Below are 23,017 nucleotides of genomic sequence, written 5' to 3'. Positions count from 1 at the left end.
AAAACACCGGGCCCCACCTCCTCCTCCAACACTCCTGTCCGACACATGACTTGACGAGCCATCACTTTGCTTATCTGACAGCTCAGATACAGAAACCCCTCCTAAGATGCCGTGTCCATGACAGTCAAACCATCGAGCACCCCAGAACCCCGCCTCCCCGTCGGCCGCCGCACCGTGCTGGTCGCGGGCGGGGCGACGGCCGCGGCCCTGGCCGTAGGCGTCGCGTCCGCGCGAGGAGAGGCCGACTCGCAGGCGGTGAAGGCGCAGCCGGTCGCAGCGGCGGCCGTCTGCACGCTGACGAAGGAGTTGACAGAAGGTCCCTACTACCTCGACGGGCAGTACGTCAGGGCGGACATCACCGAGGGCAAGGCCGGCTTCCCGCTGAAGCTCACGCTCACCGTCGTGGACGACGACACCTGCGCGGTGATCCCGAACGCGCTGGTGGAGATCTGGCAGGCGGACGTGCTGGGCGAGTACTCCGGCTTCGTCGGCAGCAACGGCCACAGCGAACCGGACAACGGCACGTTCCTGCGCGGCGGCGTCCTCACGAACTCCGCCGGGGTCGCCACCCTCACGACGGTGTACCCGGGCTGGTACCGGGGACGCTGCATCCACATCCACGTGAAGGTCCACACGAACGTCACGCTCACCCCGGACGGCTCGTTCACCGGCGGCCAGGAACTCCACACCGGCCAGCTGTTCTTCGACGAGACGGTCACGGCGAGGGTCGGCGCGCTGGCGCCGTACAACACGAACACGGTGCCCCGTACAACGCTCGCGCAGGACTCGATCTACGACGACGGGGGCGCCGCGTCGGGCCTCCTCACCCTTGCGGCGCTGGGCAGTTCACCGGCCGCTGGCTACTCCGGCGCTCTCACGCTCGGCGTCGAGCGGTAGCCGGTCGGGGCGGTCCCGGCGTCAACCGGGGCCGCCCTGACGGGTGTTGCGTCACTTCGCCGGGCACTCCTTCCACGCGACGTGGTAGATCGTCGAGAAGTCGCCGTCCGTCGAGTCCATGGTCATGAAGCTGACCTTGCCCGGCGACTGCGACCCGGCGGTCACCCGCACCTCGGTGTTGACGTTGAAGTTGCGCTGAACTCCGCAGGGCGCCCACACCAGTTGGGCCCACTCGGTGGAGTCGGTGGCCTGCCAGTTGTCGGTGAGGGCGCCGTTGAAGCTGTGGCTCTTGGCCACCGTCTGCGAGGACCCCTGGAAGTAGTACGAGGCCCGCTGCATGCCGCTCGCGCCGCGCTGGAGGGACGCGAAGCCCCGGTAGTCGACGCTCGCGATCGCGTAGGTGAAGCCGCCGGGGACGTGGACGACCATGCTGAGCTGGCAGTTCTTGCGGAACGCCGTCGGGTCGGAGCTGCCGCCCGCCTGCGCGAGGTAGTCGCTGTAGGTGACGGTGAACGCGGTGTTGTCCTCGGAGACCGCGACGGCGGCGGTGCCCGCGGGGCAGCCGGAGCCGTTGATGGTCGCGAGGTTGATGACGATCTTGTCCGGCGGCGGGTCGACGAACACCGGGTCCGCCTGGGCGGGAAGCGCCGTGGCGAGGAGGGCGGCTGTCGCGCCGCCGAGCAGAAGTGCACCGGTTCTCATGGGGTCTCCCGTGAAACGGTCCGTGGGGGGTGGTCACGCCTCGGCCGGAAACCTATGGAGAATCTGTGCGGTTTCCGTGAAGGCCGGGGCGAACGCATCGTAGGGACTGGGGAGTTCGGCGCCTACGTCGAACTCCGGCCATTCACAGGAGTCCCGTTCACATACGGGTACTACGTGAGTACTACACGGTTACGACTCAAGGGCTACCTCGGTGCTCAGGGGTTCTCCCAGGCCGCCGGTTCCGCCGCCAGCGCCCGTACCGGACCCGGCAGCGCGTCCCCCGCGAGGTCCGCGATCGTGACGCCCTCCAGGATCCGCCGCACGTTGGCCCGCAGCGCGATCCACAGCGGGAGCAGCGGCTCGGCGGTCCCCTTGTACGTCAGCTCCGTCGGCCGCTCCCCCCGTACGGAGACGATCGGCCCGTCCACCCCCCGGATGACGTCCGCGACGGTGATCTCGGCGGCGTCCCTCGCGAGCCGGTATCCCCCGCCCCCGCCGCGCCGGCTGTCGACGACGCCCACGCGACGCAGATCGCCGAGGATCCCTTCCAGGAACTTGTGCGGAATGTCCTGCGCGAGGGCGACGGTCTCCGTCTTCACCGGGTCGTCGCCCTGGCGTACGGCGATCTCCAGTACCGCCCGTACCGCGTAGTCCGCCCGTGCCGAGATCCTCATGCGCCCATTGTGGGGGCAGTCTCCGGCACGGGCGGAACGAGGCGGACGCGCCTCAGGCGAGCCGGATGACGTTCCAGGAGAGCGGCTCCAGTACGGCCGTGAGGGTACCGTCCGTCAGCGCGGTGCCCTCGGCCGTGTGCGGGGCGACCCGCTCGGGCTCGGCGAGGGTATTACGCGCATCGGGGTCGGCGTCGGCGAGGACGCTGTGCTCGACGATCCGCTCGACGCCGAGCCCCCCGAGGGCTACCTCCAGCGGTAGCCCTTCAGTACGACTCCGGTTCACCGCGAACACGGTCACCGACCCGTCCTCCCCGCGTACGGCGGTGGCGTGCAGGAGGTCGGTCTCGCCGAACTTCTTCGTGTCGTACGTCGGCGAGTCGGCCCGGACGTCGAGGACCTCGCCCCGGCCGTACCGGGAGGCCTGGGCGAACGGGAAGAAGGTCGTCTGGCGCCAGGCCTGGCCGCCGGGCTCGGTCATGATCGGGGCGATCACGTTGACCAGCTGGGCGAGGCAGGCGACGGTGACGCGGTCGGCGTGCCGGAGCAGGGCGATGAGCAGCGAGCCGAAGACGACGGCGTCCATGACGCTGTAGTTGTTCTCCAGGAGGCGGGGGGCCTCGGCCCAGTCCCGCGCGCCGGAGTTCTCGATCTCGTGCCACTCCGAGATGTACCAGACGTTCCACTCGTCGAAGGAGAGGTTGATCTTCTTCTTCGACTTCAGCTTCGCGCCGATGTGGTCGGCGGTGGCGACCACGTTCTCGATGAAGGACTCCATGTCGACGGCGGAGGCCAGGAAGGAGTCGACGTCACCGTTCTCGGGCTGGTAGTAGGCGTGCAGGGAGATGTAGTCGACGAGGTCGTACGTCTCCTCCAGGACCGTCGCCTCCCAGGCGGCGAAGGTCGGCATGGACTGGCTGGAGGAGCCGCAGGCGACGAGTTCGACACCGGGGTCGATCTGGCGCATCGCGCGGGCGGTCTCGGCGGCGATCCTGCCGTATTCCCCGGCGGTCTTGTGGCCGGTCTGCCAGGGGCCGTCCAACTCGTTGCCCAGGCACCAGAGTTTGATGCCGAAGGGCTCCTTGTCGCCGTGTGCTACCCGTAGCTCCGCGAGGGTAGTACCTGAGGGGTGGTTGGCGTACTCCTGAAGTTCGAGGGCCTCGGCTACCCCCCGGGTACCGAGGTTGAGGGCCATCATCGGCTCCGCCTGCGGGCCGAGCTTGCGCAGGAAGTCGATGTACTCGGAGAGGCCGAAGCGGTTGGTCTCGGTGGAGCGCCAGGCGAGGTCGAGGCGGCGGGGGCGGTCCTCGGCCGGGCCGACCGAGTCCTCCCACTTGTAGCCGGAGACGAAGTTCCCGCCGGGGTAGCGGATGGTGGTGACACCGAGTTCACGGACCAGGTCGAGGACGTCCTGGCGCAGGCCCTCGGCGTCGGCCGAGGGGTGGCCGGGCTCGAAGATGCCGGTGTAGACGCAGCGGCCGAGGTGCTCGACGAACGAGCCGAAGAGCCGGGGGCTGACCTCGCCGACCGTGAAGGCGGGGTCGAGGGTGAAGCGGGCGGTGCGCATGTCTTCCTTTCGTGCTGCGGTGCTGTGGGCCGGGGCGTGCTGCGGTGCTGTGGGCCGGGAGGGCTAGGCCACGTGCGGCCAGCCGTCCCTCGTCCAGTCCAGCCGGTTCAGTCCCAGCTTCGGGACGCCGTTGTCCTCGGCGTCGTAGTAGTGGTACGCCAGCCAGTCCCGGCCCCGGTCCCGGAAGACCGACTCGCCCCCCGTACCCACGTACCTCCCGTGGCTCTCCAGTACGAGATCGCCGCCTCCCTCCAGCATCGGCCGGCCCTGGCTGTCGGTATAAGGGCCGGTCACCGAGGTGGAGCGGCCCACCCTGATCTTGTACGTGGAGTTCACTCCGGCACAACAGGTGTCGTAGGAGGCGAAGAGGTAGTAGTACCGGCCGTGCCGGACGACGGACGGCCCCTCGACCGCGTACGGCGCGTCGGGGCGGGTCGCGAGGTGGTGGACCTCGGCGCCCTCGACGGCCCGGCCGGTCCTGCGGTCCAGTTCGACCATGCGGATGCCGGTCCAGTACGAGCCGAAGCTCATCCAGAGCTTCCCGTCGGCGCGGATCAGCGCCGGGTCGATGGCGTTGAAGGTGTCGGTGCGTTCGGAGGTGAACGCCTTGCCGTGGTCGGTCCAGGTGCCGGGGAGGCCGGAGGGGGAGGTCGCGAAGCCGATCGCGGAGTGGTTGGTGCCCCAGGACGAAACGGCGTAGTACAGCCAGTACTTGCCGCTGCGGTACGAGATGTCGGGGGCCCAGGGGTCGCCGGTGTCGTTGTACTCGTACCACCAACTCGGGGGCGTCGCGAAGGCGTTGCCCGCGTCGGTCCAGTGGACGCGGTCCGTGGACAGGCGGGCGCCGATCACGCCGCCGGTCGAATAGGCCACGTATCCGCCGGAGTTGAGGCGGGTGACGGTGGGGTCGTGGATGATCTGCTGGCCGGTGATGGGCTGGGGGTCGGGGTAGACGGGGGTAGCCGCGCGGGTGGGGGTGGAGGTGGCGGCGTTCGCCGTCATGGGCGCGAGCGCGAGGAGTGCCGCGGCCAGAACTGTCGTCATCCGCAGGCGCATCGGAGCCCCTCTCACTGGCCCGCCAGACCGGTGTGGGCGACGCCGCGCACGATCTGGCTCTGGAAGAAGACGAAGACGATGATGAGCGGCAGCCCGGCGATGAGGCCGCCGGCCATGAGCTGCGGCCAGACGATGCCGAACGCGTTCTGGACGGTGGCGATGCCGTTCGGCATGGTCATCAGGTCGGGGTTGTTGGTCACCATGTACGGCCACAGGAAGTTGTTCCAGGACGCGATGAAGGTGAAGATGCCGACCGCCGACAGGGACGGCTTGGACAGCGGCAGCACGATCGTGAAGAAGATCCGCCAGCGTCCGGCGCCGTCGATGAACGCCGCTTCCTCCAACTCCCGTGGCAGGGACTGGAAGAACTTGTACAGGATGTAGACCATCGCGGCCGGCGCGCACTGCGGCAGGATCATCCCCCAGTACGTGTCGACCATGCCGAGGGACTGGACGGTCGTGAAGAGCGGCACGCCGAGGATCGCCGGGGAGAACATCAGGCCGGCCATGGTGAGCGCCAACAGGGCTGATTTTCCCCGGAATTCGGTGCGCGCGAAGCCGTATCCCGCGAGGGCGGAGACGATCAGGACGAGGAAGGTGACGCAGACCGACACCACCACCGAGTTCACGAACCAGTTGGGGATGTTGCCGGCGTCGAAGACCGCCTTCCAGGACTCCAGGGTGAAGTCCTCCGGGATCCAGTGCGGGGCGGCGACCGACTCCTCGGGTGTCTTGAGGGACGTCGACAGCGCCCACGCGAGCGGGGCGAGCCAGAGCAGGGAGAGGCCGGCCGCGACGACGGTCAGCGCGATCTGTCCGGGCGTCCAAGTGCTACGGGGCTTGCGGAGCACGGGAGTTGGCGTGGTGCTCATCGGGTGCCCGCCTCCTCTCGGTTGCGCAGCAGCCACATCCGGCCGAGCGCGACGGCCGCGACGATGACGAACAGGACCATGGAGATCGCCGAGGCGTATCCCACGCGGTAGTTGGTGAAGCCCTCTTCGAGCGTGTACTGCACGAACGTGCGCGTCGATTCCTCCGGTCCGGGGCCGAACTGGTACATGACCACCACCTGGTCGAACACCTGGAGCGAGGCGAGGACTTGGAGCGCGATGACGAGCCCGGTGATGTTCCTGAGGCTCGGGACGGTGATGTACAGCAGCCGCTTGAAGGCGTTCGCGCCGTCCAACTCGGCGGCCTCGTACAGGTGTTGGGGTACCGCCTGGAGTGCGGCCAGGTAGAGGAGGAAGGAGAAGCCGACCGTCCACCACAGGGTCGCGACGACCACGGCGAGCAGGGCCGTCGACTTCTGGGTGAGCCAGGGGGTGTCGAGGCCGAGGACGTGGTTGACCATGCCGTTCGTCGGCTGGAACAGCCACCACCACAGGTTGCCGATGACCGCCGAGGGCAGCAGGAACGGCGCGAAGAAGCACAGCCGCCACACCCACTTGAAGTGCGCGGCGTGGTGCGCGATGAGGGCCATCAGCAGGGCGACGACGACGATCGCCGGGACGACGTACAGGGTGAACTTGACGCTGTGCCACAGCGAGGACCAGACCAGGGAATCCCCCAGCGCCTCACGGTAGTTGGCGAGTCCGACGAAGCTCGTGTGGTCGCCGGAGATGTTCGCGTCGGTGAGGCTGAGGTAGAGGCCGCGCACGACCGGCAGCAGCACGAACAGGCCGTACAGGACGAAGAAGGGGGCGACGAACCAGCCGCCGTGCTGGAAGCGGCGGCCCCAGCGGGCCCTGGCCGAGTCGGCGGCGGTGGCGGTGCGGGGGCGCGCGGCGCGGGCGCCGAGTACGCCGGTGCTGCTCATACGTCAACTCCCTTGTGTTCTCCCCGGTGTTGGGCGAGGTGGCGGGCGGCGCTCTCGCGGTCGGCGGTTCTCATGCGCCCTCCCCCTTCGCCTCCTGTGCGGCGGTCAGTCCGTCCATCGGGTTCTTCGACGCCAGCAGGTCCTCCAGCTCGCGCTTCATGCGGCGGGCCGCGTCGGCGGGCTTGCTGGAGCCGAGGCTGGAGGCGGCGATGACGGGGCCGACCTTGTTGGCCAGTACGCCGGTCGACCCCGCGAACCAGATGTGCGGCTCGGTCGCCGGGTGGTCCATCGCGGGCCGGGAGTACTCGTTCTGCGGGCTGAGCTTGACGTACTCCGGGTCTCTGAACGTCGGGAGATAGGCGGGGATATGGCCGCCGCCCGCCCATGCGGTGGCGTGTTGCACGAGGTACGCGGCGAGCCGGTGCGCGCCGTCGTTCGCGGCGCCGCCCCGGTCGGCCTGGTGGGGCAGGACGAAGGAGTGCGACTCGACGTGCGTCGCTGGCCTGCCGAAGACGGGCGGCAGCGGCTGAGCGCCGAACTCGACCTTGGCGCCCGCGTAGTACGGCACGGACCAGTTGCCCTCCCACGCGAACGGCGACCCGGCGATGAACGCCTCGCCGTCCGAGGCGCCGACGGTGACGTACCCGTCGGTGACGTGCTTGCGGAGGAACTCCAGTACCTCGGTGGCCTTTTCGGTGTCGAAGGTGACGTGGGTGCGCGCGTCGTCGAAGTAACTCCCGCCGAGCTGCTGGTAGAAGGCGACGAAGAACCACCAGGCGAAATTCTGGTCGTTGGCGTGCAGCCCGAGTGTCTGTACGCCGGGCCCCAGCTGTTTCTTGGCCGCTTTGAGGACGTCGAACCAGGCGTCGACCGAAGTAGCCTCCGGCAGGCGGTCGTTGGCGTCCAGGAGCCCGGCCTTGCGGCAGACGTCCTTGCGGTAGAAGTTGAGCTGCGCGTGGATGTCGAGCGGCAGAGCGTACAACTCGCCGCCGACGAGGCCGCGTTGCCACAGCACCGGGTTGAAGTCGGCTTCCTTCACCCCGTACTTGGCGAGGAGGTTCATGTCCCAGGGGTCGAGCAGCCGGCCCGGCGCGAAGCCGGGGACCCTGCCCTGGTGCATGACCCCGAGGTCCGGCGCGCGGTTGCCGGCGGCGGCCATCGCGAGCTTGGTGTAGTAGGGGCCGCCCCAGGAGAGGGTGGAGTCCTTGACGTCGATGTCGGGGTCGGCCTTGCGGAAGGCGTCGACCATCGCGACCATGTTGCCGCCGTCGCCGCCCTGGAAGAGGTTCCAGTAGCTCACCCGCGTCCGTGAGCCGGAGGCGAGCGCGTCGGCTCCGCTGCCGAGTGCGGCGAAGCCGAAGCTGCCCGCGACCACGAGGCCGCCGGCCGCTGCGAGAAGTTGCCTGCGATTCAGGTCAGGTCGTCCCATTGCCTGCCCTTGCTCTTCGAGTCCCGTTTATTGTCCGAAATATCGAATGATGCTCGTAACTTCGAACAGGGACCGTAGGTTCACTTCCGCCTCACGTCAATGGGTGCGACATGACTCGCACGGAACGCGAACTCCGGGAGGAAACCTCGCCACGTTCTTGATCGTCTTGCAGGTACCCCGGTAGCTGTAGTCCTCAGGTACCCCGCCCCCAGATAGGACCTCCACGATGCCCGACCTCCCCCCGGAAGCCGCGGCCCTGGCCCGCTTCCTCACGGCGGCCCCGGCCGACCGGCCCGCGCTGGCCCCGACCGTGGCCGAGGCGGTCGGTGCCGAGCGGCTGGAGGAGGTCGTCCAGGCGACCCTGGAGCGGATCGGCGGCTTCGAGGCCGTCGAGGACAGCCCCGACGGCCTGCTCCTGCGCGGCGGCGGTACGGACCGGGTCCGGGCCTGGGCGGCGACCACACCCGACGGCGAGCTGACCGGCCTGCTCTTCGAGAACGTCCCCTACACCCCGACGCCCCCGGTACGGCGCCTGCCCGCGCCCCTGACCTGGGCGTTCATCCTGCTCCCGGTCGCCCTGTGGATCGTCCTGCCGCTCTGGGGCGCCGACGACCGCCTCACCTGGCTCGGCGACCTGTCCGTCCTCGCCGCGCTCCTCGTCCTCGCCGGCGGCTGGGGCGCGCCCGCCCAGCAGCCGCGCACCTCGCGCCGGCTCGTCGTCACCGCCGCCGTCACCGCCGCTCTCGCCTCCGCCGTACGCCTGCCGGACCTGCCCACGGGTAGCCCTGGAGTACCCCTGGTCCTGGGTACGGGCCTCCTGCTCGGGGCCGTAGCCCTGGTGACGTACGCGCGCCGCTACCGCTGGGGTACGACTCTGTCCACGCCGCTGCGCTTCCCGCTGGACGGCACCTGGTACGTCCTCCAGGGCGCCGGTGCGCTGATCAACCACCACGCGCGGATCCCCGAGCAGCGCGGGGCCGTCGACCTCGTCGGCATCGGCCCGCTCGGCACCCGGACCGGACCGGGCCGCGACGCGCCCGCGTACGCCGCGTACGGGCGGGCCGTGCACGCCCCCTGCGACGGCCGGGTGGTCTCCGCGGCCTGCTCGATCGACGACCAGAAGCCCGGCGAGATCCGCTACCAGCCCCTGTACGGCAACCATGTGTTCCTCGACACCGGGCACGAGATCGTCAAACTCGCCCACCTGCGCCCCGGTTCGGTCACCGTGCGCCCCGGTGACATCGTCCGCACCGGCCAACTCCTGGGCGAGGTCGGCAACTCGGGCAACACCACCGAACCGCATCTCCATCTGCACGCCGAACGCGACGGGGTCGGCCTGGACCTGTCCTTCACCGACGTTCCCGGCCGGCTCTACCGGGGGCGGACGATCCGCCGGTGAAGGTGGCGGATCCGCTGGTGAGGGTGGCGCCGATTTCCACCGCTCCCTCATGACGCGGACACATCCACCCGCGTAGTCTCGAACCGGCTGCCGCAGGGCAGTCAGAAGGGGGCACCGATGGACATCGCGGGCGCGGCCCGGTTCACCTCCGCGCTGCGGCGGGCGAGGACCGGCTCGGCCATGCGCGGGCTCACCGCCGACCTGCTGGAGGGGCTCGCCCGGCGCGACCGACGCCCGTCCGGCGCACGGGAGTTGTGTCACGCGCTGTGCGAGGAGATGACCGCGCGGCGGGGCGGGCGGCGGGTCGAGGTCCGGTTCGAGCGCTTCCCCGACGAGATCGACGTGACCGGACTGTGGGTGGAGTTCCAGGAGTTCGACCTGGTCATCGTCGAGGAGCGGGCCGAGGAGGTGCAGCAACTCGTCATCCTGGGCCACGAGTTGTGGCATCTGCACGCCCGGCACCGGCATCGGCACGCCGCCGTGGACGCGCTGTCCGGCTGGGAGGGCGTCCCGCTGACGGCCGCCGCCCGCGACGGCTCCCGCAAGGTCGACGAGGCCGAGGCCGACGACTTCGGCCACCGGCTCGCCGCCGCCGTACGCCCCTATCTGCGCCCGGAGGACGGCGAGTTGGTGCCCGGAACAGCGCAACGGCTGCTGGGATACCCCGGGTTCGGGGGCCGGGGCCGATGAGGGTCGACCCGGTCGCCGTCTCCTTCTGGGTGCCGACCGTCATGCTGTGCGCGGCGCTCGCCATCAAGTTGCCGACGATCGTGCGGCTGTGGCGCGACCCTTTGCTGCGCGCGGTCGGCGGGCTGCTGCTGCTCGCCTGCGCGGTGTTCGTGTTCGTGGCGCCGTCGACGATCAGCTGGACGAACCGGGTCACGGGCGTGCCCAACATCTCGGCGCCGTGGTGCTATTCGCTGCTCACCGCGTTCGCCGGTTCGTGTCTGCTGCTCATCATCGCCTGGCGCAACGGCCTTTCGGACCTGACGCCCTCGACGCGACGCGCGATGTGGTGGGTGATCGGCGTCTACTCGGGGGTCATCGTCGCGCTGTGGGTGCTGTTCCTCCTCGCGGACGTGCCCGTCGAGCGGGTCCGCGACCTGGACACGTACTACGCCAACACCCCTTTCATGCGGGAGGAGATCGTCCTCTACCTCCTCGCGCACTGCGTCGCCGTCCTCGTCACGAGCCGCCTCATCTGGAACTGGGTGCGCACCGAGGGCCTCGACGCGTGGCTGCGCTCGGGGCTGGTGTTCCTGGTCATCGGCTACGCCCTGAACCTGGTCTACGACGCCCTCAAACTCACGGCGGTCGTGGCCCGTTGGACCGGCAACGACCTGGACCTGCTGAGTACGACGGTGGCGCCGCTCGCCGCGTGCCTGTCGGCGGTGCTGGTCGCCCTCGGCTTCATCCTCCCGCACACCGGTCAATACCTGCGCGAACGCTGGCTGTTGCACCGCACCCGCATCGAACTGCGCCCGCTGTACGTGCTGTTGAAGAGGGCGCAGGGGTCCGGTGTCCCGTTCACCTTGCGCGCGGGCGCCGAACTCCGCCTGATCCGGCGGGAGACGTTCATCCGCGACGTCCTGCTCACGCTGACCCGCCGACTGGACGGGGCGGAGGCGAGCCGCGCCTACGAGGCGGCGGTGGCGCTGGGACACTCCGCCGAGCGGGCCCGCGCGCTGGCCGCGGCCGTCGCGATCGAGGACGCGGTGACCCGCCCGGCCGACGGCGCGTGGTCCGACGCCGCCGACCATCCCGACCCGACAGCCCTGCTCCAGACCATCCTCGACGTCTCCCGAGCGCTGCGCCGACCGGACGAGGTCGCTGCCGTGAGGGCCGCCGCCTGCCGGAAACGCGCCGCTTCTCAGGAGCTTGCCGCCTCCCGGGAAGCCTCGGCCCTCGGGAACCCCGACGCCTTTCGAGAACCCGCCGCCACCCGGACACCCGGCACCTCCCGGAAGTCCGCCACTCCTCAAGAACCCACCGCTTCCCGGAAACCCGCCGTCTCCGGGAAGCCCTCAGAAAGCAACCGCCCATGACCCGCACCGCCGTAGTCCTGGGCGGCTCCCTCGCCGGGCTTCTGGCAGCCCGCGCCCTCGCCGAGACCACGACCGAAGTCACCGTCGTGGAACGGGACTTGCTCCCCGCCGGAGCCGCTCCCCGCAAGGGCCTCCCGCAGGCGCGCCACGCCCACCAGCTCTGGTCCGGCGGCGCCCGCGCCCTCACCGACCTCGTCCCCGGCATCGCCTCCCGGCTCGCCGGGGCGGGCGTACGACGCCACCCGGTGACCGCCGACATGGTGGCCCTCTCCCCGCACGGCTGGTACCGCCGCTGGCCGGAGTCCCATCACATGCTGCTGGCGAGCCGGGATCTCCTGGACGCGACGGTCCGCGAGGCGGTCCTCGCCCACCCGCGCATCCAACTCCTCCAGGAGACGGAGGTATTGGGGCTGACGGGAACGCGGCAGGCGGTCACCGGAGTGCGGGTCCGCCACCGGGACGGCACCGAACGGACCCTGGAAGCAGCCCTGTTCGTGGACGCGACCGGCCGGACCTCCCGAACTCCCCACTGGTTCAAGGAACTCGGGCTTCCCGACCCGCCGCGCCGCGAGGTCGACTCCGGCGTCGCCTACGCCACCCGCCTCTTCCGCGCGCCCGAGGCCGCGCACGGGTCGTTCCCCGTGGTCAACCTCCAGCCCGACCCACGCACCGGCGAGCCCGGCCGGGGCGGAGTGCTGCTCCCCATCGAGGACGGCACCTGGCTCGTCACCCTGTTCGGCAGCCGGGGAGCCGAACCCACCGCCGACACCGAGGAGTTCAGCGCCTACGCCCGTACACTGCGGCACCCGGTCATGGCCGACCTGATCGCGCGAGCGACACCGCTGACCGACGTCTCCTTCACCCGGACCACCACCAACCGGCGCTTCTTCTACGAACGTGTCCGGGCCTGGCCGGACAACTACACGGTGCTGGGCGACGCGTTGTGCGCCCTCAACCCGATCTACGGTCACGGCATGTCGGTGGCCGCACAACAGGCGCTAATCCTGCGCGATGTGACGATCCGTCACGGACTCGGCGCGCCGGGGCTGTCCCGTCGGATCCAGAAGGCGGTGTCCCGCCCGGCGTCGGCGGCCTGGGACCTGGCCCTCGGCATGGACGTCTTCTACCCCGGGGCCACGGAGACGGGGCCCACCCTCAGGGACCGCGTCCTCGCGGCGTACGTGGGCCGGTTGCTCCACACGGCGACGGGCAACGGACGGATCGCGCGGGCGGTCACCGACGTGACCGCGCTGGAGCGAGGGGGCCACGTACTGCTGGCCCCCTCGGTGCTGCTGGCCGCCGCGATCGGCCCGCTCCAACCCCCGCTGACGGACCCGCCGTTGACGGCGGAGGAGAGGAAGCGGGCGGGGCTGGAGTAGCGGTAGACCGGCCGGGATGTGGGAGCAGCGGGGCGGGGCCCGAAAGCCGGCCCCGCCCCGCCACTGCTCAGATCGCCTTCCCTCACCCCGCGAACGCGGGAAGCTCCAGCCCCTTCCCCGCCCCGGGCACCACCAGCAGCGAGCCCGCGACCGGGTGCGGATCCGTGAGTCCGATCCGCGCGGTCGTGATGTACAGGTCGCTCAGGTCGGGCCCGCCGAACGCACAGGCCGTAACGCGCGGCGTGGGCAAGGAGATCACCCGGTCCAGCTTCCCCTCGGGGGTGTAGCGGCGTACCGCACCGCCGTCCCACAGCGCGACCCACACGCAGCCGTCCGCGTCGACCGTGAGACCGTCCGGGAATCCGGCGCCGTCCTCGATCGTCACGAACTCCCGCCGCCCGCTCACCCGTTCGCCGTCGTAGTCGAAGACGTCGACACGGCGGGTGGGCGAGTCGACGTAGTACATGAGCGTCCCGTCGGGGCTCCAGCCTGTGCCGTTGCTGACGGCGACGTCGTCAAGGACCGTCTCCAGCAGGCCCGTTGGGCCGAAGCGGGCCAGCGTGCCGCCGCCCGGTGCCTCGTCGTAGCGCATCGTGCCGGCCCACAGCGTCCCGTCGGGGGCGACGGCCGCGTCGTTCGCGCGACGGCCGGGGACGACCTCGCGGTGCAGCCAGCGGAAGGTGTCGTCGGGGTCCAACAGGCCCACGCCGTCACGGAGGTTGAGGACGAGCCCACCGCCGGCCCGGGGCTTGGCGGCGCCGACGTGCTGGTCGGTCGTGCGCAGGGTCTGCCGCCCGCTCGACGGGTCGTACGAGTAGACCCGCGACCCGAGGATGTCGAGCCACAGCAGCCTGCCCGCGTCCGCGTCCCACGTGGGCCCCTCGCCGAGGGTCGCCTCGGCCCGTACCGCTACTTCGTACCCCATCACGTCACGCTCCGGTATCCGAGCCGCTCCGACAGGTCGACGGCGCCCTTGGCCGCCAACTGCTCCAGTTCCACCCGCCGTTCGTCGCTCCACCGGATCATCGGGACGGAGATGGAGAGCGCGGCGACGACCTGCCCGGTACGGTCCCGGACCGGCGCGGCGACACAGCTCACGTCGGGGTTCGACTCCCTGCTCTCCACCGCGACACCCCGCTCACGAATGACGGCGAGCGCCTCCCTCAACGCCCCTGGTTCGGTGATGCTGTTGGGCGTCATCCGCACCAACTCGGCGTCCACCGGCAGCCGTACGTTCAGCTCGTGCTCGTGGAGCGAGGCGAGCAGCATCTTCCCCACGGACGTGCAGTGCGCGGGAAGGCGCCGTCCGGCGGCGGAGACCATCCGCACCGCGTGCGTCGAGTCGACCTTGGCGATGTAGATGACGTCCGCGCCTTCGAGGATCGCGACGTGCACGGTCTCGTCGCAGGTCTCGGCGACGGACCGGGCGACGTTCTGCCCCTCCGCCGCGAGGTCGAGCTGCTCCGCGTACCGGCTGCCGAGCTGGTACGGCCGTACGCCGAGCCGGTACCGTCCGGGCTGGCCGGGCACCGGCACGATGTACGACCGGGCGGCGAGAGTGGTGACGAGTTCGTGCACGGTGGTGCGCGGAAGCTGGAGCCGGCGCACGATGTCAGGGGCGGAGAGCGTGCCGTCCCCGTCGAGGAAAAGCTCCAGAATGTCCAGAGCCCGGGTTACGGCAGGTACCAGACGTCCCACGGCCGGCCCCCTCCCTATAAGTGTGTTCGATATTTCAACAGTCGATCGGGATGACGAACACAGGCTAATCAGAAGCCACCGACCGGGCAATGGTCGTGAAAAGACCCGATCCACAATGGGGGACATGCCACCCACCCCGCACCCCTTCACCCCGCTCGACTTCCAGCTCGTCCTGCTGCGCCGCATGGCCGACCACAACCCCGGCCTGGTGGACGAGGCGCGCCACCAACTCGGCGCCTCCGCAGGGGAGATGCGCGAGGCGAACAAGCGCTGGCAGGCGATGCGGCACGCACCCCGAGGCCGCGCGGCGGCAAGCCTCCCCCAAGTTCTCGGCTCCGCTCGAACAGGGGGGACCCCCATCCGTACGTTTCTGGGTGCCCCGGAGACCACGTCCACCCGCCGTATCGGCGACCTGACCTGCGAGTCCTGGCTCTGGCCGGTCCCCCTGTGGCCCACCCTGCGCTTCGAGGTCCTGCTCTCTCCCACGGGCGCGATCTGGAACGAATGGCTGATCCGCTCCCCCGGTACCCCTCCCCCTACCCTGGAGGGACTCCCCGACCTCACCCCCTGGTCCTGCACGGTCGACGAGGCGGCCACCGCCTTCGCCCCGGCCCGCCCGCTGGAGGGCACCGCCCCTACCCGCTGGGGCCTGTCCTTTACGGCCCCCGACGAGCAGGGGGCACCCCGCCAGGTGGTGGCGGAGTTCACCTGGGGCCTCCTGCAACGGGTCGCGGTCAGAGACTGAGCCGCGCGCTCACACCCGCTCCAGCACCGCCGCCACGACCCGGTCCACCGACCCGGTGTGCAGCGACAGGAACAGGTTCGGCTCGACGAGTTCCAGCTCCATCACGCAGGGCCGCCCGTCGTCCCCGTCGACGAGGTCGACCCGCGCGTACAGCAGCTCCTCACCCCCGGGGACGGCGGCCAACGCCCGCTCGGCGGTGGCGAGTTCGGCCTCGGTCGGCTCCCACACGGTCAGCCCCGGATGCGCGACCTTGTCCGCGTCGTACGCCGTCCCCGGAGCGAGCACCGCCCCCTTGCGACTGACGTGCAGCAGCCGCCCCCCGAAGAACTGGAGCGCCCGCTCCCCGTTGGCGTCGATGCTGCGCACGTACGGCTGGATCATCGCCGTGAACCCCTCGGCGTGCATCCGCTCGATATGGCGTACGGCGGTGTCGTGGCCGTCGGGGGTGTAGCGCGCGGCGAAGCGTGCGCCGCCGGCGGAGGTGGGTTTGACGACGTACTCGTACTCGCGGGGTAGCTCCGGAGTCTCACCCGGCGCCACATACCTGGTGGGGACGGTGGCGACGCCGGCCGCCGCGAGCTCCCCCAGGTACCGCTTGTCGGCGTTCCACCGCACGATCTCCGCCGGGTTGGCGAGCTGCGTGAGGCTCGCACACTTGCCCGTCCAGGCCAGAAACTCCGCCGCCCGCCAGGAGTAGTCCCAGGTCGACCGTATGACGGCGAGGTCGAAGGACGCCCAGTCGACCTCGGGGTCGTCCCAGACCACCGCCTCCGCCTCGGCCCCGGCCGACCGCAGCGCCGCGACCAGCCCCGGCAGATCGGGATCGGCGACGACCTCGGGTCCGGGACGGCAGGTGACGAGCGCGATACGAGGCACGGGGACCCCTACTTTCGTACGACGGTATGAGCCACAGACGCCTTTGAACTGTAGATCCGGGCCCGCCCCCACGGCCAACGGGACCCCCGTAGCCCTCAGGTATGACCTACCCCACCCGGCGCTTGACCTTCCCCCTCGGTGAACCCCCAGCATCGACACCGGACCGCCCCCGAGCCGCACCCCGAAGGAACCGGATGCCTCTGCTGACGATCGGCGCCTTCGCCCGGGCCTGCCGCCTCTCCCCAAGGCCCTGCGCCTGTACGACGAACTGGACCTGCTGCGCCCCGCACACGTGGACCCCGACACCGGCTACCGCCTGTACACACCGGAGCAGTTGGACCAGGCCCGCCTGGTGGCATGGCTGCGCCGCCTCGGCATGCCGCTCGCCCTCATCCGCGACCTCGCGGAATATCTCGCGGAATACCTCGTGGACCACCTCTCCCCCCTACCCAGGAAGGACACCACTGTGCTCGAACTCCACCACCACACCCGCTCGGACTGCGGCCTCATCCGCCCCACCAACCAGGACACCGCCTACGCCGACCACCGCCTCCTGGCCGTCGCCGACGGCTACGGCACGGCGGGCGACACCGTGAGCGGCGCGGCCGTAGCCGCCCTGCGCGCCCTCGACACCGAACGCCTCCCGTCCGGCGGCGTCCTCGGCCTCCTGGAGGACGCCGTCACCTCCGCGACCGAGGCCGTCCGCAACGCCACCGAGGGGGGCGAGGACAGCGGTACGACCCTGACCGCCCTGCTGTGGACCGGCAGCCGCCTCGGCCTGGTTCACATCGGTGACTCCCGCGCCTACCTCCTGAGGGGTACGGGTCTCTTCCGCATCACCCACGACCACAGCGTCGTCCAGTCCCTCCTGGACGAGGGACGCCTCACCGAGGAGGAGGCCCTCTCCCACCCGGACCGCATGCTGCTGCTGAAGTCCCTCGACGGAAGGGGAAGCACCATAGGTACTCCCGACCTACACCTCCACGAGGCCCGCCCCGGCGACCGCTACCTTCTCTGTTCCGACGGTCTTACCCGGGTAGTACCCGAGGACCAGATCCGCGCCGTCCTCACAACGGCCACGACCCCGGACGACGCCACCCGCGCCCTGATCGACGCGGCCAACGCGGCTGGCGGCGAGGACAACGTGAGCTGCGCGGTCGCGGACCTGACGGAGCCGGCGGAGACGGCTGAACCGGCGGCCTAGACGTCCTCGGCGTCTGTCTCGGCCTCCGCCGGTTCCCAGTCCAGGAGCCGCACCTTCGCCACCGTCCGGACATGCGTACGCATCGCGGTCGCCGCCTTGCGCGCGTTGCGCTCGGCGATCGCGTCGAAGATGGCCTGATGCTGAGCCCACGACCGGCTCGGCCGCCCCGGCTGACGCAGCGACTCCGTACGGCTCTCGGCGATCTGCTCGGCGATGGACCGCATGAACTCCGCGAGCAGCGCACTGTGCGCCGCCGCCGTCACGGCGGAGTGGAAGAGCCGGTCGCCCTCGATGCCGGGAGCGCCGGACTCGATCTCCTCGGCCATGTGCGCGAGGGCGGCCCGCATGGCGTCGAGGTCCTCCTCGGTGCGCCGCTCGGCGGCGAGTTCGGCGAGTTTCGTCTCCAGCGCCTCGCGCGCCTCCAGCACGTCCGGCAGCCGCCTGCGCCGCTCGACCATCCGGTCGACGGGCTCGACGTCGAGGCTGTCGCGCACGAGGTACGTCCCACCGCCGTGCCGCGCCTCGACCAGGCCCTGCACCTCCAGGACCACGATCGCCTGCTTGACGGAGGCCCGGCTGACCCCGAGCCGCTGGGCGAGATCCCGCTCCGGCGGGAGCCGGTCCCCGGCGGCGAGTCCGCCGTCGACCACGTACTGCCGCAACCGGTCGAGCACCTGCTCGTACAGGCGCTGCTTCATCATCGGCCGCAGGGCGTCGTTCACGGGATCCCCCTCTTTCGGGCGGGAGCCTAGCATCGGGAGGCTGGGCCGAAGTGGCTCGGTGGACGGGTGGTTGAGTGGCTGAGTGGTCAAGTGGCTGAGCCAATTCTCGCGCACCCTCTTGACGGCCGTCGAGCCGCGCAATCTAATCAGCCGACACAAGAAAGTGGCTCAGCCACTCGACCACTCCCAAAAGTGGCTCAGCCACTCAGCCAATGAACCACTCGGCCGCTTGCCCACTGGGTGGCTCAGCCACTCAGCCACTCGGCCGCCCCCACTCCCACCCCACCCCTGCCGCTCCGGGACCCAACGACGGGAGCCCGTATGTCCCCCGAACTCATCTCGATCCTCGTCCTGGTGGTCGTGTTCGTCATCGCCACCACCCGTTCCGTCAACATGGGCGCACTCGCGTTCGCCGCGGCCTTCGGCGTCGGTGAACTCGTCGCCGACCTCGACGCGGACGGCATCTTCGCCGGCTTCCCCGGTGACCTGTTCGTCGTCCTGGTCGGCGTGACGTACCTCTTCGCGATCGCCCGCGCCAACGGCACCACCGACTGGCTGGTGCACGCGGCGATCCGGCTCGTGCGCGGGCGCGTCGCGCTCATCCCGTGGGTGATGTTCGCGCTGACCGGCGCGCTCACCGGCATCGGCGCGGTGAGTCCGGCGGCGGTCGCGATCGTCGCGCCGGTCGCGCTCAGCTTCGCCGCGCAGTACGGGATCAGCCCGCTGCTGATGGGCGCGATGGTCGTGCACGGCGCGCAGGGCGGCGGCTTCTCGCCGATCAGCATCTACGGCACGATCGTCAACGGCATCGTCGAACGCGAGAAGCTGCCCGGGAACGAGATCGCACTGTTCCTCGCGTCGCTGTTCGCGAACCTCGTCATCGCCGGGGTGGTGTTCCTGGCGTGCGGCGGGCGGAAGCTGTGGCGGCAGGGGGTGGTGCCGGTCGGGGGTACGGGGGGCGTGGAGTCCTCAGGTACTACGGGAGCTACGGGAGCTACGGGGACTACGGGTATGACGGGGCCGTCCGGCGGCGGGTCCGGCACGGCCGAGAGCGCCGAGGGGGCGTCAACTGGCGGGTCCCCCGGAGGTATTACGGGTACTACGGGTGCGAACGCCCCCATCCAGACCATTCCCCGTACGGCGGCGGAGGACACGTCGGACGGGGTCCGGCTGAACCCGGCCCGGATCGCGACCCTCGTCTCGCTGGTCGCGCTGGTGCTCGCCGTGCTGGTGCTCGACCTGGACGCGGGGCTCACCGCGATCACGCTGGCCGTGGTGCTGAGCACGGCGTGGCCGGCGGACAGCCGCAAGGCGGTCGGGGAGATCGCGTGGTCGACGGTGCTGCTGATCTGCGGAGTGCTGACGTACGTCGGCGTGCTGGACCAGATGGGCACGATCACCTGGGCCGGTGAGGGCGTCGGCGGCATCGGGGTACCGCTGCTCGCGGCGGTGCTGCTGTGCTATATCGGCGCGCTGGTCTCGGCGTTCGCCTCGTCCGTCGGCATCATGGGCGCGCTGATCCCGCTCGCCGTGCCGTTCCTCGCGCAGGGCGAGATCGGGGCGGTCGGGATGGTGTGCGCGCTGGCGGTGTCGGCGACGGTGGTGGACGTGAGCCCGTTCTCGACGAACGGCGCGCTGGTACTGGCCGCGGCGCCGGACGTCGACCGTGAGCGTTTCTTCCGGCAGTTGATGATCTACGGGGGGATCGTGGTCGCGGTGGTACCCGCGGTGGCATGGCTGGTGATGGTCGTGCCGGGCTTCGGGTGAGCCGCGTGGTACCCGTCATACCCGTAGTACCCCTAGTACTTCCGGGCTACGGGTATGACCCCCACCGAAGACCGAACGCCTGACACCGACCGACCGACACCAAACGCCCGACGCCCGACGCCCGACGCAGAACAGCAAGGAGTACGACGCGTGTCCCCTCTCTTCCCCGCCCTGACCGACGCCCCGTCCGACCGGCCGGCCCTCTCCTTCGGCCCACGCTCCCTGACGTACGCGCAGCTCGCGGCGGCGGCCGGGGCCGTCGCGCAGCGGCTGGCAGGGGGGCGCCGGGTCGCGGTGTGGGCGACGCCGGAGCTGGAGACCGCCGTCGCGGTCGTGGGGGTGCTGCTGTCGGGCGGCACCGCCGTGCCGCTGAACCCGAAGTCGGGTGACAAGGAGCTGCGGCACATCCTGTCCGACAGCGCCCCCACCCTGGTCCTGACCGCACCGGGCACCGAACTCCCCGAGGCGCTACGGCAGTTCGAGCGGGTCGAGGTCGACGTCCGGGCCACCGGCACCCTCCCCGAGGACAGCTTCGGCCCCGACTCCCCCGCCTTCGTGGTCTACACGTCCGGTACGACGGGCCCGCCGAAGGGCGCGGTCCTGCCCCTCCGGGCGATCACCCACACCCTGGACGCGCTCGCCGACGCCTGGCAGTGGACCGGCGAGGACGTCCTGGTGCACGGCCTGCCCCTGTTCCACGTGCACGGCCTGGTCCTCGGCACGCTCGGCCCCCTGCGGCGCGGCGGCAGCGTCCGCCACCTGGGCCGCTTCTCCACCGAGGGCGTGGCGAAGGAGCTGAACGACGGCGCGACGATGCTGTTCGGCGTCCCGACGATGTACCACCGCATCGCCGAATCCCTCCCGGCCGAACCGGAGTTGGTGAAGGCGCTCACCAACGCCCGCCTGCTGGTGAGCGGTTCGGCGGCGCTCCCCGTGCACGACCACGAGCGGATCGCGCGGGCCACGGGCCGCCGGGTCGTCGAGCGGTACGGCATGACGGAGACCCTGATGAACACGAGCGTCCGCGCGGACGGCGAGGCCCGCGCCGGAACCGTCGGACTCCCGCTGCCCGGCGTCGAGTTGAGGCTGGTCGAGGAGGACGGGACGGTGATCGACGGGTACGACGCGGAGCGCGTCGGCGAGATCCAGGTGCGCGGCGCCAACCTGTTCACCGAGTACCTGAACCGCCCCGACGCGACCGCCACCGCGTTCACCCCGGACGGCTGGTTCCGCACCGGCGACATGGCGGTGCGCGACCCCGACGGCTATGTCCGCATCGTCGGGCGCAAGGCCACCGACCTGATCAAGAGCGGGGGTTACAAGATCGGGGCGGGCGAGATCGAGAACGCGCTCCTCGAACACCCGGGGGTACGGGAGGCCGCGGTGACCGGGGAGCCGGACGCGGACCTCGGCGAGCGGATCGTGGCGTGGATCGTGCCGAGCGACTCCGAACACCGGCCGTCGGCCAAAGAGTTGGCGGATCACGTCGCGTCCCGGCTGGCTCCGCACAAGCGTCCCCGGGTCGTCCACTACCTCGACGCCCTGCCCCGCAACGACATGGGGAAGATCATGAAGCGGGCGCTGGCCTCGTGACCCGCTTCTCCGCCCGCGAGGTCATCGCGCTCGTCACCGACACGTTCACCGAACTCCCGTACCCCGACAAGGAGTCGGCGCCCGACGGCCCGCTCGGCTGGGAGGGCTACGACGCCTCGCTCGCCCGTGCCGCCGGGCGTACGGGCGAGAGCGAGTCCGTGGTCTGCGGCACCGCGGACATCGAAGGCACCCAAGTCGTCCTGATCGCCTTCGAGTTCGGCTTCCTCGGCGGCTCCCTCGGCGAACGCACCGGCGACCGGCTGGAGTCGGCGTACCGGCACGCCCGCGCGCACCGGCTCCCGGTCGTCCCCCTCGTCGCCACCGGCGGCAGCCGGATGCAGGAGGGCATGCTCGCGCTCACCCAACTCCAGCGCGTCGCCCGCGAGTCGGCGCTCACCCGGGCGGCGGGCCTGCCGCAGATCGCGGTCCTGCGCGACCCGACGACCGGCGGCGGCTGGGCGACCCTCGGCGCGGGCGCGGACGTGATCCTCGCCCTGCCGGGCGCCCAAGTGGGCTTCGCGGGCTCCCGAGTTCGCCCGCCGGACGCGGACCCGGCCGCGTACACGGCGGAGGCCCAGGTGGCGGCGGGCTCGGCCGACGCGGTCGTACGTCCGGAGGAGTTGCGGGAGACGCTGGGGCTGTGGCTACGGCTGCTGAGCGCCCGGCCGACCGCCACCCCGTCGGCTCCGGAAGCGACCGCACCATCCAACTCCCTGCCGTCGCCGAACACTTCGACGCCCGCAGCGCCCCGCCCCGCCCCGGTCCCCACCCCCCTCGGCGCCACAGACCTCCCCCTCTCCGGCTGGGACGCGGTCCAGCGCGCCCGCTCCCCCCAACACCCCCGCGCCCACGCCTACTTGGACACCTACTTCACCCACCGGGCCGAGATCAGCGGCGACCGCTGCGGCGGCACCGACCCCGAGGGCATCCTCTGCGGGTTCGGGCTGCGGCCGGACGGGCAGGTCGTCGCCTTCGCCGCCCAGACCGGCGCGGCGACGCGGCCCGCCGGGTACCGGACCGCCGTACGGCTGATCAGGCTCGCGGACCGGCTCGGCATTCCGGTGCTGACGCTGGTGGACACGCTGGGCGCGGCGAACGACGCGGAGGCCGAGCGGCAGGGGGCGGGCGCGGCGATCGCCGAACTGTTCACGGCCGTCGCCGAGGTGGGCACGCCGGTCACGACGCTCGTCATCGGCGAGGGCGGCTCCGGCGGGGCGCTCGCGCTGGCCGCGCCCGGCCGGACCTGGGCGACGCCGGACAGCTACTTCTCCGTCATCGCACCGGAGTTGGCCGCCGCGATCCTGAAACGCCCGCCGGAGGAGGTCGAGGCGACGGCCGGTCAACTCCGGATCAGGCCGCAGGACTTGGCCGCGCTGGGCGTGATCCGAACGGATGACCGCCGGCCATGAGAAACCCACCGCGTTCACAAGAGGAACACGCAGGACAGCGCG

20 protein-coding genes and 1 pseudogene are annotated in these 23,017 nt (G+C 70.9%); 10 read left to right on the top strand and 11 right to left on the bottom strand.

The window, feature by feature from the left end; translation table 11 throughout:
- Positions 1-117: 117 nt before the first annotated feature.
- Positions 118-897: an intradiol ring-cleavage dioxygenase gene (locus J8M50_RS11205; protein ID WP_010354738.1), complete on the top strand. Its 780-nt coding sequence runs from the start codon at positions 118-120 to the stop codon at positions 895-897.
- A gap of 51 nt (positions 898-948) precedes the next feature.
- On the opposite strand, the gene J8M50_RS11200 is transcribed toward J8M50_RS11205, so the two are convergent.
- The 7 genes from J8M50_RS11200 to J8M50_RS11170 form a co-directional block, all read right to left on the bottom strand.
- Positions 949-1,599 (bottom strand): DUF4360 domain-containing protein, encoded by a 651-nt coding sequence (locus tag J8M50_RS11200; protein ID WP_010354739.1) that lies wholly within the window; start codon positions 1,597-1,599, stop codon positions 949-951.
- Positions 1,600-1,814: 215 nt separating this feature from the next.
- On the bottom strand, positions 1,815-2,273 hold the full coding sequence (locus tag J8M50_RS11195; RefSeq protein ID WP_010354740.1) for an RrF2 family transcriptional regulator: 459 nt from the start codon (positions 2,271-2,273) through the stop codon (positions 1,815-1,817).
- Between the two features lie 52 nt (positions 2,274-2,325).
- Complete coding sequence (gene arfA, locus J8M50_RS11190; protein ID WP_010354741.1) at positions 2,326-3,837, bottom strand: arabinosylfuranosidase ArfA; 1,512 nt, start codon at positions 3,835-3,837, stop codon at positions 2,326-2,328.
- Between the two features lie 63 nt (positions 3,838-3,900).
- Entirely contained in the window at positions 3,901-4,881 is a 981-nt protein-coding gene (locus J8M50_RS11185) for an arabinan endo-1,5-alpha-L-arabinosidase (RefSeq protein ID WP_223786194.1), read from the bottom strand.
- Positions 4,882-4,904: 23 nt separating this feature from the next.
- A complete protein-coding gene (locus J8M50_RS11180) occupies positions 4,905-5,765 on the bottom strand; it encodes a carbohydrate ABC transporter permease (RefSeq protein WP_010354743.1) in 861 nt (286 codons plus the stop codon).
- Positions 5,762-6,709 carry a carbohydrate ABC transporter permease gene (locus tag J8M50_RS11175; protein ID WP_010354744.1) on the bottom strand — a complete coding sequence of 316 codons (948 nt, stop codon included), beginning with the start codon at positions 6,707-6,709 and terminating at the stop codon, positions 5,762-5,764. Before J8M50_RS11175 ends, J8M50_RS11180 begins: the two co-directional genes overlap by 4 nt.
- 70 nt (positions 6,710-6,779) lie before the next feature.
- Positions 6,780-8,138 (bottom strand): extracellular solute-binding protein, encoded by a 1,359-nt coding sequence (locus J8M50_RS11170; RefSeq protein WP_010354745.1) that lies wholly within the window; start codon positions 8,136-8,138, stop codon positions 6,780-6,782.
- Positions 8,139-8,364: 226 nt separating this feature from the next.
- On the opposite strand from J8M50_RS11170, the gene J8M50_RS11165 reads away from it, so the two are divergent.
- The 4 genes from J8M50_RS11165 to J8M50_RS11150 all read left to right on the top strand — a co-directional run bounded on the left by J8M50_RS11165 (position 8,365) and on the right by J8M50_RS11150 (position 12,961).
- Positions 8,365-9,537: a M23 family metallopeptidase gene (locus J8M50_RS11165; RefSeq protein WP_010354746.1), complete on the top strand. Its 1,173-nt coding sequence runs from the start codon at positions 8,365-8,367 to the stop codon at positions 9,535-9,537.
- A gap of 117 nt (positions 9,538-9,654) precedes the next feature.
- The gene (locus J8M50_RS11160) at positions 9,655-10,227 is read left to right on the top strand and encodes a hypothetical protein (RefSeq protein ID WP_010354747.1); all 573 of its coding nucleotides are present in this window, start codon (positions 9,655-9,657) and stop codon (positions 10,225-10,227) included.
- Positions 10,224-11,582 (top strand): DUF6545 domain-containing protein, encoded by a 1,359-nt coding sequence (locus tag J8M50_RS11155; RefSeq protein WP_010354748.1) that lies wholly within the window; start codon positions 10,224-10,226, stop codon positions 11,580-11,582. Before J8M50_RS11160 ends, J8M50_RS11155 begins: the two co-directional genes overlap by 4 nt.
- Positions 11,579-12,961 (top strand): FAD-dependent monooxygenase, encoded by a 1,383-nt coding sequence (locus J8M50_RS11150; protein ID WP_010354749.1) that lies wholly within the window; start codon positions 11,579-11,581, stop codon positions 12,959-12,961. Before J8M50_RS11155 ends, J8M50_RS11150 begins: the two co-directional genes overlap by 4 nt.
- Before the next feature lie 82 nt (positions 12,962-13,043).
- On the opposite strand, the gene J8M50_RS11145 is transcribed toward J8M50_RS11150, so the two are convergent.
- Entirely contained in the window at positions 13,044-13,886 is an 843-nt protein-coding gene (locus J8M50_RS11145) for an SMP-30/gluconolactonase/LRE family protein (protein ID WP_010354750.1), read from the bottom strand.
- A complete protein-coding gene (locus J8M50_RS11140) occupies positions 13,886-14,659 on the bottom strand; it encodes an IclR family transcriptional regulator (protein ID WP_010354751.1) in 774 nt (257 codons plus the stop codon). The genes J8M50_RS11145 and J8M50_RS11140 overlap by 1 nt, the downstream gene beginning before the upstream one ends.
- Before the next feature lie 115 nt (positions 14,660-14,774).
- Here J8M50_RS11140 and J8M50_RS11135 point away from each other — a divergent pair, with 115 nt between their 5' ends.
- Complete coding sequence (locus J8M50_RS11135; protein WP_010354752.1) at positions 14,775-15,404, top strand: hypothetical protein; 630 nt, start codon at positions 14,775-14,777, stop codon at positions 15,402-15,404.
- A gap of 9 nt (positions 15,405-15,413) precedes the next feature.
- On the opposite strand, the gene J8M50_RS11130 is transcribed toward J8M50_RS11135, so the two are convergent.
- Positions 15,414-16,280, bottom strand: a complete 867-nt coding sequence (locus J8M50_RS11130; protein WP_010354753.1) for an ATP-grasp domain-containing protein — start codon at positions 16,278-16,280, stop codon at positions 15,414-15,416.
- Positions 16,281-16,474: 194 nt separating this feature from the next.
- On the opposite strand from J8M50_RS11130, the pseudogene J8M50_RS11125 reads away from it, so the two are divergent.
- Positions 16,475-17,484 (top strand): annotated as a pseudogene (locus J8M50_RS11125) (MerR family transcriptional regulator).
- Here the strand turns inward: J8M50_RS11125 and J8M50_RS11120 are convergent.
- Positions 17,481-18,206, bottom strand: coding sequence for a FadR/GntR family transcriptional regulator (locus J8M50_RS11120; RefSeq protein ID WP_010354755.1), 726 nt, complete (start codon positions 18,204-18,206; stop codon positions 17,481-17,483). The pseudogene J8M50_RS11125 and the gene J8M50_RS11120 overlap by 4 nt on opposite strands.
- A 321-nt stretch (positions 18,207-18,527) precedes the next feature.
- On the opposite strand from J8M50_RS11120, the gene J8M50_RS11115 reads away from it, so the two are divergent.
- From J8M50_RS11115 to J8M50_RS11105, 3 genes are all read left to right on the top strand, one after another.
- Positions 18,528-19,973, top strand: a complete 1,446-nt coding sequence (locus J8M50_RS11115) for an SLC13 family permease (RefSeq protein ID WP_010354756.1) — start codon at positions 18,528-18,530, stop codon at positions 19,971-19,973.
- A gap of 150 nt (positions 19,974-20,123) precedes the next feature.
- Positions 20,124-21,566, top strand: a complete 1,443-nt coding sequence (locus J8M50_RS11110) for an acyl-CoA synthetase (protein WP_010354759.1) — start codon at positions 20,124-20,126, stop codon at positions 21,564-21,566.
- A complete protein-coding gene (locus J8M50_RS11105; protein ID WP_010354761.1) occupies positions 21,563-22,975 on the top strand; it encodes a carboxyl transferase domain-containing protein in 1,413 nt (470 codons plus the stop codon). The genes J8M50_RS11110 and J8M50_RS11105 overlap by 4 nt, the downstream gene beginning before the upstream one ends.
- Positions 22,976-23,017: the final 42 nt, after the last annotated feature.

Origin of the sequence: Streptomyces acidiscabies (genome assembly GCF_020010905.1) — a bacterium.
GTDB lineage: Bacteria > Actinomycetota > Actinomycetes > Streptomycetales > Streptomycetaceae > Streptomyces > Streptomyces acidiscabies.
Note: the sequence above shows the minus strand (reverse complement) of the source record. Positions and strands in the feature narration are given on the sequence as shown.

Bases quoted from the DNA above. Each gene is read 5' to 3' on its own strand.
- J8M50_RS11205 (WP_010354738.1), top strand. From the start codon at position 118: ATGACAGTCAAACCATCGAGCACCCCAGAACCCCGCCTCCCCGTCGGC.
- J8M50_RS11115 (WP_010354756.1), top strand. From the start codon at position 18,528: ATGTCCCCCGAACTCATCTCGATCCTCGTCCTGGTGGTCGTGTTCGTC.
- J8M50_RS11175 (WP_010354744.1), bottom strand. From the start codon at position 6,709: ATGAGCAGCACCGGCGTACTCGGCGCCCGCGCCGCGCGCCCCCGCACC.
- J8M50_RS11185 (WP_223786194.1), bottom strand. From the start codon at position 4,881: ATGACGACAGTTCTGGCCGCGGCACTCCTCGCGCTCGCGCCCATGACG.
- arfA (WP_010354741.1), bottom strand. From the start codon at position 3,837: ATGCGCACCGCCCGCTTCACCCTCGACCCCGCCTTCACGGTCGGCGAG.
- J8M50_RS11135 (WP_010354752.1), top strand. From the start codon at position 14,775: ATGGGGGACATGCCACCCACCCCGCACCCCTTCACCCCGCTCGACTTC.
- J8M50_RS11160 (WP_010354747.1), top strand. From the start codon at position 9,655: ATGGACATCGCGGGCGCGGCCCGGTTCACCTCCGCGCTGCGGCGGGCG.
- J8M50_RS11200 (WP_010354739.1), bottom strand. From the start codon at position 1,599: ATGAGAACCGGTGCACTTCTGCTCGGCGGCGCGACAGCCGCCCTCCTC.
- J8M50_RS11195 (WP_010354740.1), bottom strand. From the start codon at position 2,273: ATGAGGATCTCGGCACGGGCGGACTACGCGGTACGGGCGGTACTGGAG.
- J8M50_RS11170 (WP_010354745.1), bottom strand. From the start codon at position 8,138: ATGGGACGACCTGACCTGAATCGCAGGCAACTTCTCGCAGCGGCCGGC.
- J8M50_RS11145 (WP_010354750.1), bottom strand. From the start codon at position 13,886: ATGGGGTACGAAGTAGCGGTACGGGCCGAGGCGACCCTCGGCGAGGGG.
- J8M50_RS11155 (WP_010354748.1), top strand. From the start codon at position 10,224: ATGAGGGTCGACCCGGTCGCCGTCTCCTTCTGGGTGCCGACCGTCATG.
- J8M50_RS11150 (WP_010354749.1), top strand. From the start codon at position 11,579: ATGACCCGCACCGCCGTAGTCCTGGGCGGCTCCCTCGCCGGGCTTCTG.
- J8M50_RS11180 (WP_010354743.1), bottom strand. From the start codon at position 5,765: ATGAGCACCACGCCAACTCCCGTGCTCCGCAAGCCCCGTAGCACTTGG.
- J8M50_RS11165 (WP_010354746.1), top strand. From the start codon at position 8,365: ATGCCCGACCTCCCCCCGGAAGCCGCGGCCCTGGCCCGCTTCCTCACG.